Source organism: Bacillus sp. 7884-1, assembly GCF_002272245.1.
Lineage (GTDB): Bacteria > Bacillota > Bacilli > Bacillales > Cytobacillaceae > Neobacillus.
The window spans coordinates 1-13763 of sequence record NZ_NPDD01000014.1; the positions used below are offsets into that span (position 1 = coordinate 1).

Genomic DNA, 13763 nt, shown 5'->3' on the forward strand with positions numbered 1-13763 from the left:
TCGCGCCTTCCGCACAAATCAACATAGTTCTAAAATCAACAGTTTCCTTTAACACAGCCTAAAAAAAAATGTTTGACATTCAAATATTGATTTGAATATCATATAATCAAATTAAGATTTGAATGTATGAGGTGATGGAATGAAGAATCGCGATGTTTGTGAAGTTACATGTGTAGATAGCGACAAAACCACTAAACTGCAGCCTTTAGTTGAAAACAGAAATATCTTCGAGGTTACAAAGCTTTTTAAAGCTTTATCCGATGATACACGAATGAAAATTGCCTATGCTCTCACTCTTGAAGAAGAGCTTTGCGTCTGCGATGTGGCTAATATTGTCGGTGCAACAACGGCAACGGCTTCCCATCATTTGCGCCACTTAAAAAGCCTGGGACTTGCAAAGTACCGTAAAGAAGGAAAGCTAGTCTACTATTCTCTCGATGATGATCATGTGAAACAACTCATTCACATTGCCTTCGAGCATCAACAGGAGGTTGCAGGGAGACAGTAAATGGATTTAAAACGTATCGCAAAAAAGAGATAGGAAAAAACTAAGGGACAACTCTAGTTGGGAGAGGAATATTTATGGGACACCATCATCACAACCATGGACATTCTCATGGCCACTCACATGGACATGGTCACGGACACGGTCATTCACATACTAGTAATAAAAAGGCACTACTAAGTTCATTTATTTTGATTGCCGCTTTTATGGTGGTCGAAGTTATTGGCGGAATCCTAACAAACAGCTTAGCACTATTGTCTGATGCCGGGCATATGCTTAGTGATGCTGCCGCACTTGGACTTAGCTTTTTCGCCATTAAGTTAGGGGAAAAACAAGTATCGCAGGAAAAAACGTACGGATACAAGCGCTTTGAAATTATTGCAGCTGCGTTGAATGGGATTACCCTAATCATCATTTCCTTGTATATTTTTTATGAAGCATTTCAGCGTTTCTTTGCGCCGCCAGAGGTTCAAAGTACCGGGATGCTGATGATTTCTGTAACAGGATTAGTGGTGAACATTATCGCTGCTTGGATTTTAATGAGTGGTGACAAGGATGATAACCTCAATGTCCGGAGTGCATTTTTACATGTGCTAGGTGATATGCTGGGATCCGTCGGAGCCATTGTAGCCGCCTTGTTGATTATGTTTTTCGGCTGGACAATTGCAGATCCAATTGCAAGTGTGATTGTCGCTGTTTTAATCATTATTAGTGGTTTTCGAGTCACGAAGGATTCCTTCCATATCCTGATGGAGGGCGCTCCAACACAAATTGATATCCATCAGGTTAAAGAGGCACTCAGCAAAATCCCATTAGTGAAGGAAGTACATGATTTACACATTTGGACCATAACATCCGGATATCCAGTATTGAGCTGCCATATTACCATATTAGATGATGCGATCCATGATGAAATTCTTGCTTCCTCACAAAAAATTCTTCATGATGAATTTCATATCGAGCATAGTACGATTCAGGTTGAAAAGGCTGAAATTGGCTGCCCTAGCCCGCATGGGACATGTAACTAAGGATTATCAATAACTTTTTGTTGCAATTTTGTTTATTAATTTCTAAAATTAATAAACAGAAATGAATAAATGAGGTGGACCCATTTGGAGATGGTTATTAGGTATTTGTCTGCACTTATTTTGCCAGGTTTGCTCGTGTTGCTATTTACCCGAGTCACATACAATCGGCTTATCGGTCTTGCCCTGACCGTCGGGCTCATCGCTGCCTCTGCTTTTAAAGGGTATACCAACACTTTTCCGCTTATCGTTGTAGATGCCTTTTCGCTTACAGCCGGTTTCTGGATCGCTGCAAAAATGAAGCATAGAGTGGTCAAAAAAACATAAGCTCTCACCGTAGATGTAAAGTCTGTCAACTTAAATGGCAGGCTTTTTTGCTTTATATCAAATAAACGAATGTTCGTTCGCATATTAGTGGTTTGTTTTTGGGGAATTGTGTTAGAATGATACTATTAGAATTTAAGGGATACATTTTCTAGCACCATCCCGGACCACTTGCACGTTTTTTGCTAGAAAGTGATTATTGATCGGGAGGAAAATCAGTGAAAGATCAATTTGAATTAGTTTCGAAATATTCACCGCAGGGCGATCAGCCGGAAGCGATTCGACAGTTAGTTCAGGGGATTAATGAGAATAAGCGCTATCAGACATTGCTTGGTGCGACTGGAACAGGTAAGACGTTTACTGTTTCTAATGTGATCAAAGAAGTAAATAAACCAACACTCGTCATCGCTCACAATAAAACCTTAGCGGGACAACTTTACAGCGAGTTTAAGGAATTTTTCCCAAACAATGCTGTTGAGTATTTTGTCAGTTACTACGATTATTTTCAGCCAGAAGCCTATGTTCCTTCGACAGATACATTTATTGAAAAGGATTCTAGCGTCAACGATGAAATTGATAAGCTCCGCCATTCAGCGACCTCATCGTTGTTTGAGCGCAAGGATGTCATCGTCATTGCCAGCGTATCGTGTATTTATGGTCTCGGTTCACCGGAGGAATACCGAAATATGGTGCTGTCGCTCAGGAAAGGGATGGAAATTGAGCGCAATCATTTGCTACATCGGTTAGTTGATATCCAATATGAACGAAATGATATTGATTTTAAACGCGGTACCTTTAGAGTCCGAGGGGATGTCGTTGAAATTTTTCCAGTTTCACGAGATGAACATTGCATTCGGGTTGAATTTTTTGGTGATGAAATCGAACGAATTCGTGAAGTAGATGCCCTAACAGGAGAAATTATTGCTGAGCGTGAGCATGTGGCAATCTTTCCGGCATCCCACTTTGTTACCGGGGAAGAGAAACTAAATAAAGCCATCGAAAACATCGAAAAAGAACTTGAAGAACGTCTTGCAGAACTTCGGGAAGATAATAAATTGCTAGAAGCTCAACGCCTTGAGCAGCGAACCCGTTATGATCTTGAAATGATGCGGGAGATGGGCTTTTGCTCTGGTATCGAGAACTACTCCCGCCACTTAACACTTAGGCCTGCGGGCTCCACGCCCTATACGTTGATTGATTACTTCCCAGAAGATTTTCTAATGGTTGTGGATGAGTCACATGTTACCTTGCCGCAAGTAAGAGGGATGTTCAATGGTGATCGAGCCCGGAAACAAGTGCTTGTTGACCACGGCTTCCGTCTGCCTTCAGCGCTTGATAACCGACCGTTGACCTTTGATGAGTTTGAAAAGCATGTTCACAATGCTATCTTTGTTTCAGCTACACCAGGTCCATATGAGTTAGAGCATACACCAGAAATGGTTCAGCAAATCATTCGACCAACTGGATTACTTGACCCTACGATTGAAATTCGCCCTATTGAAGGGCAAATCGATGATATTATCGCTGAAATTCAAGAACGCATAAAAGTTAATGAACGTGTGCTTATAACGACTCTAACAAAGAAAATGTCAGAGGACCTAACGGACTATTTAAAAGAAATTGGAATTAAAGTTCAATATTTGCATTCAGAAGTAAAAACACTTGAACGGATTGAGATTATTCGCGAGCTCCGGCTAGGCAAGTATGATGTCCTCGTCGGAATCAACCTGCTCAGAGAGGGACTGGATATTCCTGAGGTTTCTCTGATTACGATTCTCGATGCCGATAAGGAAGGCTTCCTCCGTTCGGAACGTTCATTAATCCAAACCATTGGCCGAGCAGCACGTAATTCCAATGGTCATGTCATCTTGTATGCGGACAAAATAACAAATTCGATGGAAATCGCGATTAATGTAACAAGAGAGCGTCGCAAAATCCAAGAAGAATATAATAAAAAGCATGGCATTACTCCTATGACGATTCAAAAGGGAATTCGCGAGGCTATTCGTGCCACCCATGCTGCAGAGGAACAGGAAGATTACAAACCAGCAGCATCCTTTGGTAAGATGTCGAAGAAGGATAGAGATAAGCTGATTGCTACAATGGAAAAAGAAATGAAGACAGAAGCAAAAGCGCTTAATTTTGAACGTGCAGCTGAGCTTCGTGATTTATTATTAGAGTTAAAAGCGGAAGGATGACGTAACCATGGCGATGGATAAATTGATTGTAAAAGGCGCCAGAGCCCATAATTTAAAAAATATTGATGTCACCATTCCGAGAGATAAGCTTGTTGTGATCACAGGACTTTCTGGTTCAGGAAAGTCCTCCCTTGCTTTTGATACGATATACGCGGAAGGTCAGCGCCGCTATGTAGAGTCACTATCTGCATACGCACGACAATTCTTAGGGCAGATGGATAAACCTGATGTTGATTCCATTGAAGGATTATCTCCTGCAATTTCAATTGATCAAAAAACAACAAGCAAAAACCCACGTTCAACCGTGGGGACGGTGACGGAAATTTATGATTATTTGCGCTTACTCTTTGCCCGCGTCGGCAGACCAACATGTCCAATCCACAATATCGAAATCTCCTCACAAACGATTGAACAAATGGTAGACAGAATCATGGAATACCCAGAGCGAACCAAAATGCAAATCCTTGCTCCCGTCATTTCTGGGCGAAAAGGAATGCATGTTAAAGTATTAGAGGATATAAAAAAACAAGGTTTCGTACGAGTTCGTGTCAACGGAGAAATGCTTGACCTTGGTGATGAGATTAGTTTAGACAAGAACAAAAAGCATTCCATTGAAGTTGTAATTGACCGCATAGTCGTTAAGGAAGGGATTTCCGCAAGAATTGCAGACTCGCTTGAAACGGCCTTACGTCTAGGCGAAGGAAAGGTTATTGTCGATGTTATTGGAGAAGAGGAGCTTCTTTTCAGTGAAAACCATGCCTGTCCACATTGTGGTTTTTCAATCGGTGAATTAGAACCGAGAATGTTTTCGTTTAATAGCCCTTTTGGTGCCTGTCCTGAGTGTGATGGACTTGGTTCAAAGCTCGAAGTCGAAGTTGACCTTGTGATACCGAATAAGGAATTATCATTAAAACAGCATGCGATTGCTCCGTGGGAGCCAACTAGCTCGCAGTATTATCCGCAGCTTCTTGAAGCTGTATGCAATCATTATGGGGTAGATATGGACATGCCTTTTAAGGACATCCCTCCCCACCTTATCGAAAAAGTACTTTATGGTTCCAAGGGTGATAAAATTTATTTCCGCTATGAGAATGATTTTGGACAGATCCGAGAAGGCCATATTGAATTTGAGGGTGTCATACGTAATGTAGAACGCCGCTATAAAGAGACCAGCTCTGATTGGATTCGGGAGCAAATGGAGAAATATATGGGTGAGCAGCCATGCCAGGTCTGTAAAGGTCATCGTTTAAAGAAGGAAACCTTAGCTGTTCTTATTTCAGGACGCCATATTTCCCAACTAACAGAGTTATCGATTGAAGAGTCTAATCAGTTCTTTAATGAATTAAAGTTAACGGACAAAGAAATGCAAATCGGAAAATTAATTTTTCAAGAGATCCGAGAGCGGCTTGGATTCCTTATGAATGTTGGACTCGATTACTTGAGCTTAGGACGAGCTGCAGGTACTCTTTCAGGAGGAGAAGCCCAGCGGATTCGTTTGGCTACCCAAATTGGTTCTAAGTTAACAGGGGTTCTCTACATACTAGACGAACCATCGATTGGACTTCATCAACGTGATAACGACCGCTTAATAGGAACACTGCAAAACATGCGTGATATCGGAAACACCTTGATTGTGGTTGAACATGATGAAGATACGATGATAGCGGCAGATTATCTAATCGATATTGGTCCTGGCGCAGGAATCCACGGCGGACAAGTCATTGCAGCAGGAACACCCGCCGAAGTAATGGCACATCCTAATTCATTGACTGGCCAGTATTTATCAGGTAAAAGGTTTATTCCACTCCCGATAGAACGTCGCAAGCCAGATGGCAGGTATATCGAAATAAAAGGTGCCGCCGAGAACAATTTACGAAACGTAAATGCGAAAATTCCATTAGGGATGTTTATTTCCGTGACGGGTGTTTCCGGATCTGGGAAAAGTACGTTAATCAATGAAATCCTCCTTAAAACACTATCCCAGAAGCTTAACCGTGCTAAAACAAAGCCTGGAGAACATAAGGATATCTTAGGTATTGAGAATTTAGATAAGGTAATCGACATCGACCAATCTCCAATTGGCAGAACACCACGTTCTAATCCGGCAACGTACACGGGAGTTTTTGATGATATCCGTGACTTGTTTTCGACAACGAATGAAGCGAAGGTCCGCGGTTATAAAAAAGGACGTTTTAGCTTTAATGTTAAGGGTGGCCGTTGTGAAGCCTGCCGTGGCGATGGAATTATCAAAATTGAAATGCATTTCCTGCCTGACGTCTATGTTCCATGTGAGGTTTGTCATGGAAAGCGATATAACCGTGAGACACTTGAGGTAAAATATAAAGGGAAGAGCATTTCTGAAATTCTTGATATGACCGTCGAAACAGCAGTAGAATTTTTTGAGAATGTTCCTAAAATCAGCCGAAAGCTGCAAACCATCAAGGATGTAGGTTTAGGTTATATAACACTCGGTCAGCCTGCTACCACTCTGTCAGGCGGGGAAGCACAGCGTGTGAAGCTAGCGTCTGAACTTCATAAACGTTCAAACGGTAAATCCTTCTATATTTTAGATGAACCGACAACAGGTCTTCATGTTGACGATATTTCTAGATTATTAGTCGTCCTTCAGAGACTCGTTGAAAATGGCGACACCGTACTCGTTATTGAGCACAATTTAGATGTCATTAAAGCAACTGACTACATTATTGACCTTGGTCCAGAGGGTGGAGACAAGGGCGGTACGATTGTCGCTACCGGTACACCTGAAAAGGTAGCTGATGCGCCAGGATCTTATACAGGCAAATACTTAAAACCAATTTTAGAGCGAGACCGGCTACGAATGAAAGAGCAAATACATGAAAAAGAGACGATTGGAAAAAGCTAAAACCTTGCGTTTTAGCTTTTTTTATAGATATGTTGAAACTTTCATATTCCCCATACGTAAATATTCAATAAGGGGGAGTGATTATCAATGGATACTCGCAAGGTTCTTTCAGGATTATGTTACTTTAGTATTTTCTTTGCAGGAATTCTGTTTCCGCTTGTTGTCATGCTTGCATCTGGAGACGACGTAACGAAAAGCCATGCAAAAAAAGCATTCTTATCGCATTTAATCCCACTTATACCTGTACCACTGCTTATATTCGCTATTTTTAGTGATCTTAATGCTATAAACAATGATGCCATTCCTGTTTTTACACTAGTTTCGGCCGGTATATTAATCTTAATTAGTCTAATTGTCACCATCTGGAATGTGATAAAAGGCGTAAAAGCCTTAATGATGGAATAGGATTTAATGAAATACATTTATTGGAGTGGATAACAATGAAGGAAGAACGTAAAAGAATATTAAAAATGGTTGAGGATGGAAAGCTTAATGTTGATGAGGCATTAACTTTACTAGAAGAACTTGAAAAGGCTGGGCAAACGATGGATCAAAAGCAAGAACAAATTGCACAAGAAATCTCGACTGCCTTTAAGTTTGAAGAAGCAAAGAAGGAAGAGTCGACACATGGAAAAGTTCACTCAGCAAAGGATAAAATTTTTGATTTTGTCGATAATGCTTTGAAAAAAATTAAGGACCTAGACTTTGATTTGAATTTCGGTCAGTCTGTTGAAATTTCGCATATCTTTCATCAGGGCGATGTATACTTACGTGATATGGATATTGATCTAGCCAATGGCTCACTCAAACTTGTTCCTTGGGATCAAAATGATGTTCGGATCGAATGCCAGGCAAAGGTATATCGTGTAGAGAACTCAGAACAAGCTCGGGAAAACTTTTTGAAGGATGTCCTCTTTGCGATTGATGGACAAAAATTGCGGTTCATGACTCAGCAAAAATGGATGAAGGTCGACGCGGTAGTTTATGTTCCTCAAGCTGAATATGAACGCGTTCGTGTAAGAATGTTCAATGGTCCTATATCAGGTGAAGAATTAACGATAGGTGATTTGCGTATGAAAACAGCCAATGGGAAAATTGAACTCGCTCGTTTAAACGGGAAAAGGGCAGAAATTGAAACAGCTAATGGTCATATTACCCTTCAAACGAGTGCAATTGATGCCCTTGAAGTTGAAACCATAAATGGAGCCATTAAGCTCGATGGTGACTTTAGAAAAGTTGAAACGCAAACGTTAAACGGGAATACCACCTATAACTTAACGGGAACTCGCTGTGAATTAATTGCGGCTAAAGCGACGACAGGCGGAATTGATTTGTATATTCCTGATGGAGTGGCTGCTAGTGGCGAATTAAAAACAAATCTCGGCGGCTTTAATATTAAGCTTGATGGAATTCAGGTTCTTGAGGAAAAAAGTGAAATGATTCAAAAAATGCTTCGCTTTCAATCGGTTAATCATCCTGACCGCATGTTAAAGATATTTGTCGATACGAAAACAGGATCGATTACACTCCATAAATCGGATGAGGTAAGCAATTAATAGGAGATTTGATAAATGAAATGGTTGATTGGAATCTTAATCAATGGTGTTTTGTTCATGGCAATTGCAGGCTACTTTTCTGAAAGCTTTGCGCTGGAGGGATTTGCGGCAGCCCTTTCAGCAAGCTTTTTATTATCGATAATAAATATCATCGTTCGCCCGATTCTAGTAATTTTAACCTTACCTGCAACAATTTTAACATTAGGTCTATTCTTATTTGTTATTAATGCGATAACTCTTGAGATAACCGATTATTTGATGGGGGACGCGTTTGAAATTGCAGGTTTCGGAATGGCATTATTAGCCTCTGTTATCATGTCAATATTCACACTGGTTCTGGATAAAACACTTCTTAAACCATCTAAAAAAAACTAGCGCATCCATCTTGCGCTAGTTTTTGCTGTTAATCAGTCAGAATAAACGCTTGGTATCCTTTGGCTTTTAAGCGTGCAACGAGAGCTTCTGCATTTTTTCGTTCAGAGAAAGCACCAGCTTGTACTTTGTATAAGCCATCAGAAAAAACAAATGCTTCAAATCCATCGGATTTTAGCTTCGTAACGTGCGCATCTGCATTGCTCTTTTCGGAAAAAGCACCAGCTTGAACTCTAAATAAATCTGAACGAACAGGCGGGGTAGGATTACTTGGCGGGTTAGGTGTAGGAGGTTTTGGTGTGGGTGCAGTCTGTTTTTTGGTCAAATTATATTGGGCTGCAAGTGCATTGACAATGGCTTGAGCACATTTTCTTTGGTAATCATCTGTCCGCATTAGCCCTGCTTCATTTCTATTGGTCATAAAGCCACATTCAACAAGAATGGCAGGCATATTTGTTTCACGAAGTACGTGGAAATTTGCGGTTTTAACGCCGCGACTTCTAAGACCTGTTAACGAGACCATATTGTTTTGAACCTTTTGTGCTAATTGATAAGTCTCCTGATGATTCGTCGTATATACGTAGGTCTCAATTCCATTAGCGTCATTCCAGGTGGATCCATAGGCGTTAGCGTGAATGGACACATACGCATCGACATTTAGACGGTTGGCAGCATTTGTCCGCTCTTGCAACGGAACATCTCGGTCATCGGAGTGGGCGAAATAGACGGTAACATTTTGATAGGAGGTTAGCATATCTCTTGCAAAAGCGGCTACCTTTCTGGTGAATTCGTATTCCCGCATTCCATCAATCGTTCTTTTTCCGGCTGTGTTATAGCCGTGGCCTGCATCGAGCATGAATTTCACTTTTATCACTCTCCTTATGTCATGAATATTTAGCTCCCTATTATCATATGGGTAAAAAGCAAAAGTGGACACAAATAGGAGTGATTTGTGAAAAATAAAGCAATTGACCTATTGAAGGTCAATTGCTTTTTACTGTCTAGCTGCAGCGCCTAGGGGCTTTCACTTTTCTTAGCGTTTCATGGTATGAACAAAGCGATATCGATCTGCGCGGAAGGTTGACTTTACCAATTCAAAGGGTATTCCCTCTTGTAAATATGAAATCCGCTCTATCAAAAGGATGGGGTCGCCGATATTAATTTCCAAGGTTTCTGAGTCAAGAGTATCAGCTGTAGATGCTTCAATTTCCTGAGTCGCTTCACTTATCGAAAGAGCAAGATTTTCCTCGATGTATTGGTAAAGAGACAGGTTGCTGTTTTCCTCTGTCAGCCCTGGAACAATTTCGACAGGGATATAGGCCGTTTCAAGTGCCATTGGGGCACCATCCGCTAAACGAATCCGCTTAATTTTATAAATAGAGTCAGCTTCTTTTATCCTAAGGGCAAGAGCTGACTTTTTGTCAGCAGGGATGATTTGAAAGGATAACAAGATGCTGCTTGGGTTCATTCCCCTTGAGAGCATGTCCTCCGTAAAACTTGTCATTCCCTGTAATTCTTGTTCAACCTTTTTCTTAGTAACAAATGTGCCTCTGCCTTTTTGTCTTTTTAAATAGCCTTCCGAAACCAAATTATTAATGGCCTGTCTGACTGTCATTCGGCTTATTTGGAACCGCTCTGCAAATTCCCGTTCGGAGGGAATGACACTTTCTTCCTTTAAAACGCCATTCTCTATTTGCTGTTTAATGTACTCTTCTAGTTGATGATAAATGGGAACCGGTGAATTTTTGTTAATCATTTAAACACCTCCTCGGAAGAAAAGTACTAGATATATTTTAATGCATCTCTATCAGCAATGACAGTTACATTTTCATGGTACTTTAGTGCAGAGGCAGGGAAATCCTCGCTTATTTCTCCATTAACGAACCTGTTTAATGCTTCGGCTTTTCTTTCTCCTGAAACTAGCAGGAGGATTTCTTTACTATCAAGGATGGAAGCAATCCCCATGGTAATCGCATGTGTAGGCACTTCTTCAAGAGAGTTGAAAAATCTTGAGTTCGCTTCCCTTGTATTTTGGGCTAACGTTACGATATGAGTTCTGCTGCTAAAGGCAGTCCCTGGTTCGTTAAAACCAATATGGCCATTTTGTCCGATACCGAGAAGTTGCAGGTCAACTCCTCCGAGCTCTTTAATGAGCTGTTCATAACGAAGACATTCCTGTTCTAAATCGCTTGCTGTACCATTTGGAATATGAGTATCATTTTCGGTAATATCCAAATGTTTAAATAAACTTTGGTTCATGAAATAATGGTAGCTATTTGGGTCCTTTGCAGGAAGTCCGATATATTCATCTAAATTGACAGATTTAACCTTCGTATACGTTGTTCTATTCGCCTCATGATCCTGGATTAAATAATCATAAACACCTTTTGGGGTGCTCCCTGTTGCCAATCCCAGCGTTAAGATTGGGTTAGAACGTACTTTGTCTACGATGATTTTTCCAGCCTCTAAGCTCATCTCTGCATAATTTTCTGTACGAATTAGTTTCATGTTATTACCCCTTTTTATATGCAATTTCCCCACGGCAGATTGTCAGTTCAACTTGATATTCATTCGATAAAATCGCTATATCCGCATCTTTTCCTACGGAAATGCTTCCTTTAGTGTCATAGACTTTCAATTGTTTGGCAGGATTCACACTAGCCATTTGTACAGCTTCTGGTAGAGAAATATCTGCAGCTTCAAGGATGTTTTTTATTGAGTCGTTCATTTTTAAAATACTGCCAGCAAGTGTTCCGTCGGCTAGAAGAGCCTTTCCATCTGCAACGGATACATCCTGCCCACCAAGATCATAAATTCCATTTTTAAGACATTTTGCCCTCATTGCGTCCGTTATTAAAATCATGCCCTCTGTTCCTTTAGCATTAATGACAAGTTTCATTACCTCTGGACGAACATGAATCCCATCAGCAATTAATTCCACCATTAATTCTTTAAAAAGAAGAGCGGAACCGGCAACCCCAGGTTCACGATGATGGATTCCTCTCATGCCATTAAATAAATGTGTCACCTGTTTGGCTCCTGCCTCAACGGCCTTTTCCATCTCTTCGTAAATGGCGTCGGAGTGACCAATAGAAGCAATCACATCATTTTCATGTAAATAGGCAACAAAGTTTGTCCCGTTCTCAAGTTCAGGGGCAACCGTTACTAATTTAATGCTTCCTTCAGCAAGCTCTTGCCAATGCTTAAATAATTCAATATCAGGATCGATAATGTATTCCTTCGGCTGTGCACCGGCTCGTTTTGCATTGATAAACGGACCTTCTAAATGAACGCCGAGAATGTCTGATTTACCAGAGTCATTGTGTCCTTTTAGGTAAAGTGCTGCATTTCTTAGAGCATTTTCGATACTTTCGTGTTTTTGGGTAATGGTTGTGGCTAAAAAGCTTGTCGTTCCCTCAGCCGGGAGTGCTCTAGTCATTGTTTCTAACGCTTCTATCGTCGCATCCATGGTATCTGCACCTGCAGTTCCATGAATGTGGACATCAATAAAACCGGGAACTACATGTTGGTCCTTAGAAATTTCTATTTTCTCAACATCTGTTAAATGGGAAGGAAGAGCTTCAATGGGACCAATCTCTTTGATTTTTCCATGTTCAATATTAATATAGATAGATTCTGCTACTTCATTTTCTAAAACTGCCTTGCCATGAACCATTAAAAGTAGGCTCAAAATCTTCATCTCCATTTCAAAAATAGTACCTTTATGAGTTTATTATAGCTTCTGGTGGAATAGTTGTCTATACCAGTTGTGTGTTTCATTCGTATTAATTTTTCCCATTTAATGCAGATTGTATTAAAAACCGAATAACTTCCATTTGGTTATGAAAATTAATTAAATAATGCTAAAATAAGAAGAAATTAATTTAGTTAGATTATAATGACTGTCTAGCTGCAGCGCTGAGTGCGCTTCCGCTTTTCTATTAAGGAGGAAAACTTTTGCCAAAGGTACGCACAAAGGATATTCATGAAAGATTTCATTTGGAATTAGTTAGCGGGGAAGAGGGAATAAATCGTCCGATTACTACAAGTGATATTTCTAGGCCGGGGATTGAATTGGCTGGATATTTCGAATATTATCCTGCTGAACGAATCCAACTATTAGGAAAAACTGAGCTATCCTTTTTTGAGAAATTATCACAATCTGAACGGATAACAAGAATGGAACGGTTATGCACAGACATTACACCGGCCATTATCGTTACTAGAGGACTTGAGGTCCCGAAGGAGCTTATCGAAGCCTCTGAACGTGAATCTGTTCCATTGCTGCAATCTAACATGAAAACAACACGTTTTTCAAGCCGGTTAACAAACTTTTTAGAAAGTAAGCTTGCACCGACCACTGCTGTACATGGGGTGTTAGTCGACATCTATGGGATTGGGGTATTAATTACCGGGAAAAGTGGTGTTGGTAAAAGTGAAACAGCATTAGAGCTAGTTAAACGCGGGCACAGACTTGTCGCTGATGACTGTGTAGAGATTCGACAGGAAGATCAAGATACACTTGTTGGAACCTCTCCAGATCTAATTGAGCATTTATTAGAAATTCGCGGACTAGGGATTATTAATGTCATGACTCTTTTTGGAGCTGGCGCCGTTCGCAGCAATAAACGAATTACGCTAGTTATTAACCTGGAAATTTGGGATGCCGCGAAGCAATACGACCGTCTAGGTTTAGATGATGAAAAAATGAAAATCATTGATACGGAGATTACAAAAATCACCGTTCCGGTCCGTCCTGGCCGAAACCTAGCTGTCATTATTGAAGTAGCCGCAATGAACTATCGACTAAAAAGAATGGGCGTCAATGCTGCACAGCAATTTACAGAACGCCTATCTGATGTTATTGAGGACGGAGAACATGAGGATTAATTTAATAAA

Annotated in this window: 13 protein-coding genes; 9 read left to right on the forward strand and 4 right to left on the reverse strand. The window is 40.6% G+C overall.

What is annotated here, in order from left to right:
• The first annotated feature begins 139 nt into the window (after nt 1-139).
• The 8 genes from CHI06_RS01430 to CHI06_RS01465 all read left to right on the forward strand — a co-directional run bounded on the left by CHI06_RS01430 (nt 140) and on the right by CHI06_RS01465 (nt 8867).
• Nucleotides 140-508, forward strand: coding sequence for an ArsR/SmtB family transcription factor (locus tag CHI06_RS01430; RefSeq protein WP_095246640.1), 369 nt, complete (start codon nt 140-142; stop codon nt 506-508).
• A 74-nt stretch (nt 509-582) separates the two neighbouring features.
• Nucleotides 583-1533, forward strand: coding sequence for a cation diffusion facilitator family transporter (locus CHI06_RS01435; RefSeq protein WP_095246641.1), 951 nt, complete (start codon nt 583-585; stop codon nt 1531-1533).
• 90 nt (nt 1534-1623) lie between these two features.
• Nucleotides 1624-1857 carry a DUF2198 family protein gene (locus CHI06_RS01440; RefSeq protein WP_095246671.1) on the forward strand — a complete coding sequence of 78 codons (234 nt, stop codon included), beginning with the start codon at nt 1624-1626 and terminating at the stop codon, nt 1855-1857.
• 215 nt (nt 1858-2072) lie between these two features.
• The gene (uvrB, locus tag CHI06_RS01445) at nt 2073-4052 is read left to right on the forward strand and encodes an excinuclease ABC subunit UvrB (protein ID WP_095246642.1); all 1980 of its coding nucleotides are present in this window, start codon (nt 2073-2075) and stop codon (nt 4050-4052) included.
• Nucleotides 4053-4059: 7 nt separating this feature from the next.
• The gene (gene uvrA, locus CHI06_RS01450) at nt 4060-6936 is read left to right on the forward strand and encodes an excinuclease ABC subunit UvrA (RefSeq protein ID WP_095246643.1); all 2877 of its coding nucleotides are present in this window, start codon (nt 4060-4062) and stop codon (nt 6934-6936) included.
• 87 nt (nt 6937-7023) lie between these two features.
• A complete protein-coding gene (locus CHI06_RS01455; protein WP_095246644.1) occupies nt 7024-7341 on the forward strand; it encodes a DUF4870 domain-containing protein in 318 nt (105 codons plus the stop codon).
• Nucleotides 7342-7376: 35 nt separating this feature from the next.
• Nucleotides 7377-8492 (forward strand): DUF4097 family beta strand repeat-containing protein, encoded by a 1116-nt coding sequence (locus CHI06_RS01460; protein WP_095246645.1) that lies wholly within the window; start codon nt 7377-7379, stop codon nt 8490-8492.
• 15 nt (nt 8493-8507) lie between these two features.
• Nucleotides 8508-8867 carry a phage holin family protein gene (locus CHI06_RS01465; RefSeq protein WP_095246646.1) on the forward strand — a complete coding sequence of 120 codons (360 nt, stop codon included), beginning with the start codon at nt 8508-8510 and terminating at the stop codon, nt 8865-8867.
• A gap of 28 nt (nt 8868-8895) precedes the next feature.
• On the opposite strand, the gene CHI06_RS01470 is transcribed toward CHI06_RS01465, so the two are convergent.
• The 4 genes from CHI06_RS01470 to nagA all read right to left on the reverse strand — a co-directional run bounded on the left by CHI06_RS01470 (nt 8896) and on the right by nagA (nt 12564).
• Nucleotides 8896-9720, reverse strand: a complete 825-nt coding sequence (locus CHI06_RS01470) for an N-acetylmuramoyl-L-alanine amidase (RefSeq protein ID WP_306453793.1) — start codon at nt 9718-9720, stop codon at nt 8896-8898.
• A gap of 177 nt (nt 9721-9897) precedes the next feature.
• Nucleotides 9898-10620, reverse strand: a complete 723-nt coding sequence (locus CHI06_RS01475; RefSeq protein WP_095246648.1) for a GntR family transcriptional regulator — start codon at nt 10618-10620, stop codon at nt 9898-9900.
• A gap of 26 nt (nt 10621-10646) precedes the next feature.
• A complete protein-coding gene (nagB, locus tag CHI06_RS01480) occupies nt 10647-11372 on the reverse strand; it encodes a glucosamine-6-phosphate deaminase (RefSeq protein WP_095246649.1) in 726 nt (241 codons plus the stop codon).
• 4 nt (nt 11373-11376) lie between these two features.
• Nucleotides 11377-12564 carry an N-acetylglucosamine-6-phosphate deacetylase gene (gene nagA, locus CHI06_RS01485; protein WP_179292502.1) on the reverse strand — a complete coding sequence of 396 codons (1188 nt, stop codon included), beginning with the start codon at nt 12562-12564 and terminating at the stop codon, nt 11377-11379.
• A 257-nt stretch (nt 12565-12821) separates the two neighbouring features.
• Between nagA and hprK the strand changes: the two genes are divergently transcribed.
• Nucleotides 12822-13754 carry an HPr(Ser) kinase/phosphatase gene (hprK, locus tag CHI06_RS01490; protein WP_095246651.1) on the forward strand — a complete coding sequence of 311 codons (933 nt, stop codon included), beginning with the start codon at nt 12822-12824 and terminating at the stop codon, nt 13752-13754.
• Nucleotides 13755-13763 lie beyond the last annotated feature (9 nt).

Excerpts from the sequence above, each read along its gene's own strand:
- CHI06_RS01455 (WP_095246644.1), top strand. The coding sequence starts at position 7,024 with ATGGATACTCGCAAGGTTCTTTCAGGATTATGTTACTTTAGTATTTTC.
- CHI06_RS01440 (WP_095246671.1), top strand. The coding sequence starts at position 1,624 with ATGGTTATTAGGTATTTGTCTGCACTTATTTTGCCAGGTTTGCTCGTG.
- CHI06_RS01430 (WP_095246640.1), top strand. The coding sequence starts at position 140 with ATGAAGAATCGCGATGTTTGTGAAGTTACATGTGTAGATAGCGACAAA.
- nagB (WP_095246649.1), bottom strand. The coding sequence starts at position 11,372 with ATGAAACTAATTCGTACAGAAAATTATGCAGAGATGAGCTTAGAGGCT.
- uvrA (WP_095246643.1), top strand. The coding sequence starts at position 4,060 with ATGGCGATGGATAAATTGATTGTAAAAGGCGCCAGAGCCCATAATTTA.
- CHI06_RS01470 (WP_306453793.1), bottom strand. The coding sequence starts at position 9,720 with ATGCTCGATGCAGGCCACGGCTATAACACAGCCGGAAAAAGAACGATT.
- CHI06_RS01435 (WP_095246641.1), top strand. The coding sequence starts at position 583 with ATGGGACACCATCATCACAACCATGGACATTCTCATGGCCACTCACAT.
- nagA (WP_179292502.1), bottom strand. The coding sequence starts at position 12,564 with ATGAAGATTTTGAGCCTACTTTTAATGGTTCATGGCAAGGCAGTTTTA.
- CHI06_RS01460 (WP_095246645.1), top strand. The coding sequence starts at position 7,377 with ATGAAGGAAGAACGTAAAAGAATATTAAAAATGGTTGAGGATGGAAAG.
- CHI06_RS01465 (WP_095246646.1), top strand. The coding sequence starts at position 8,508 with ATGAAATGGTTGATTGGAATCTTAATCAATGGTGTTTTGTTCATGGCA.
- CHI06_RS01475 (WP_095246648.1), bottom strand. The coding sequence starts at position 10,620 with ATGATTAACAAAAATTCACCGGTTCCCATTTATCATCAACTAGAAGAG.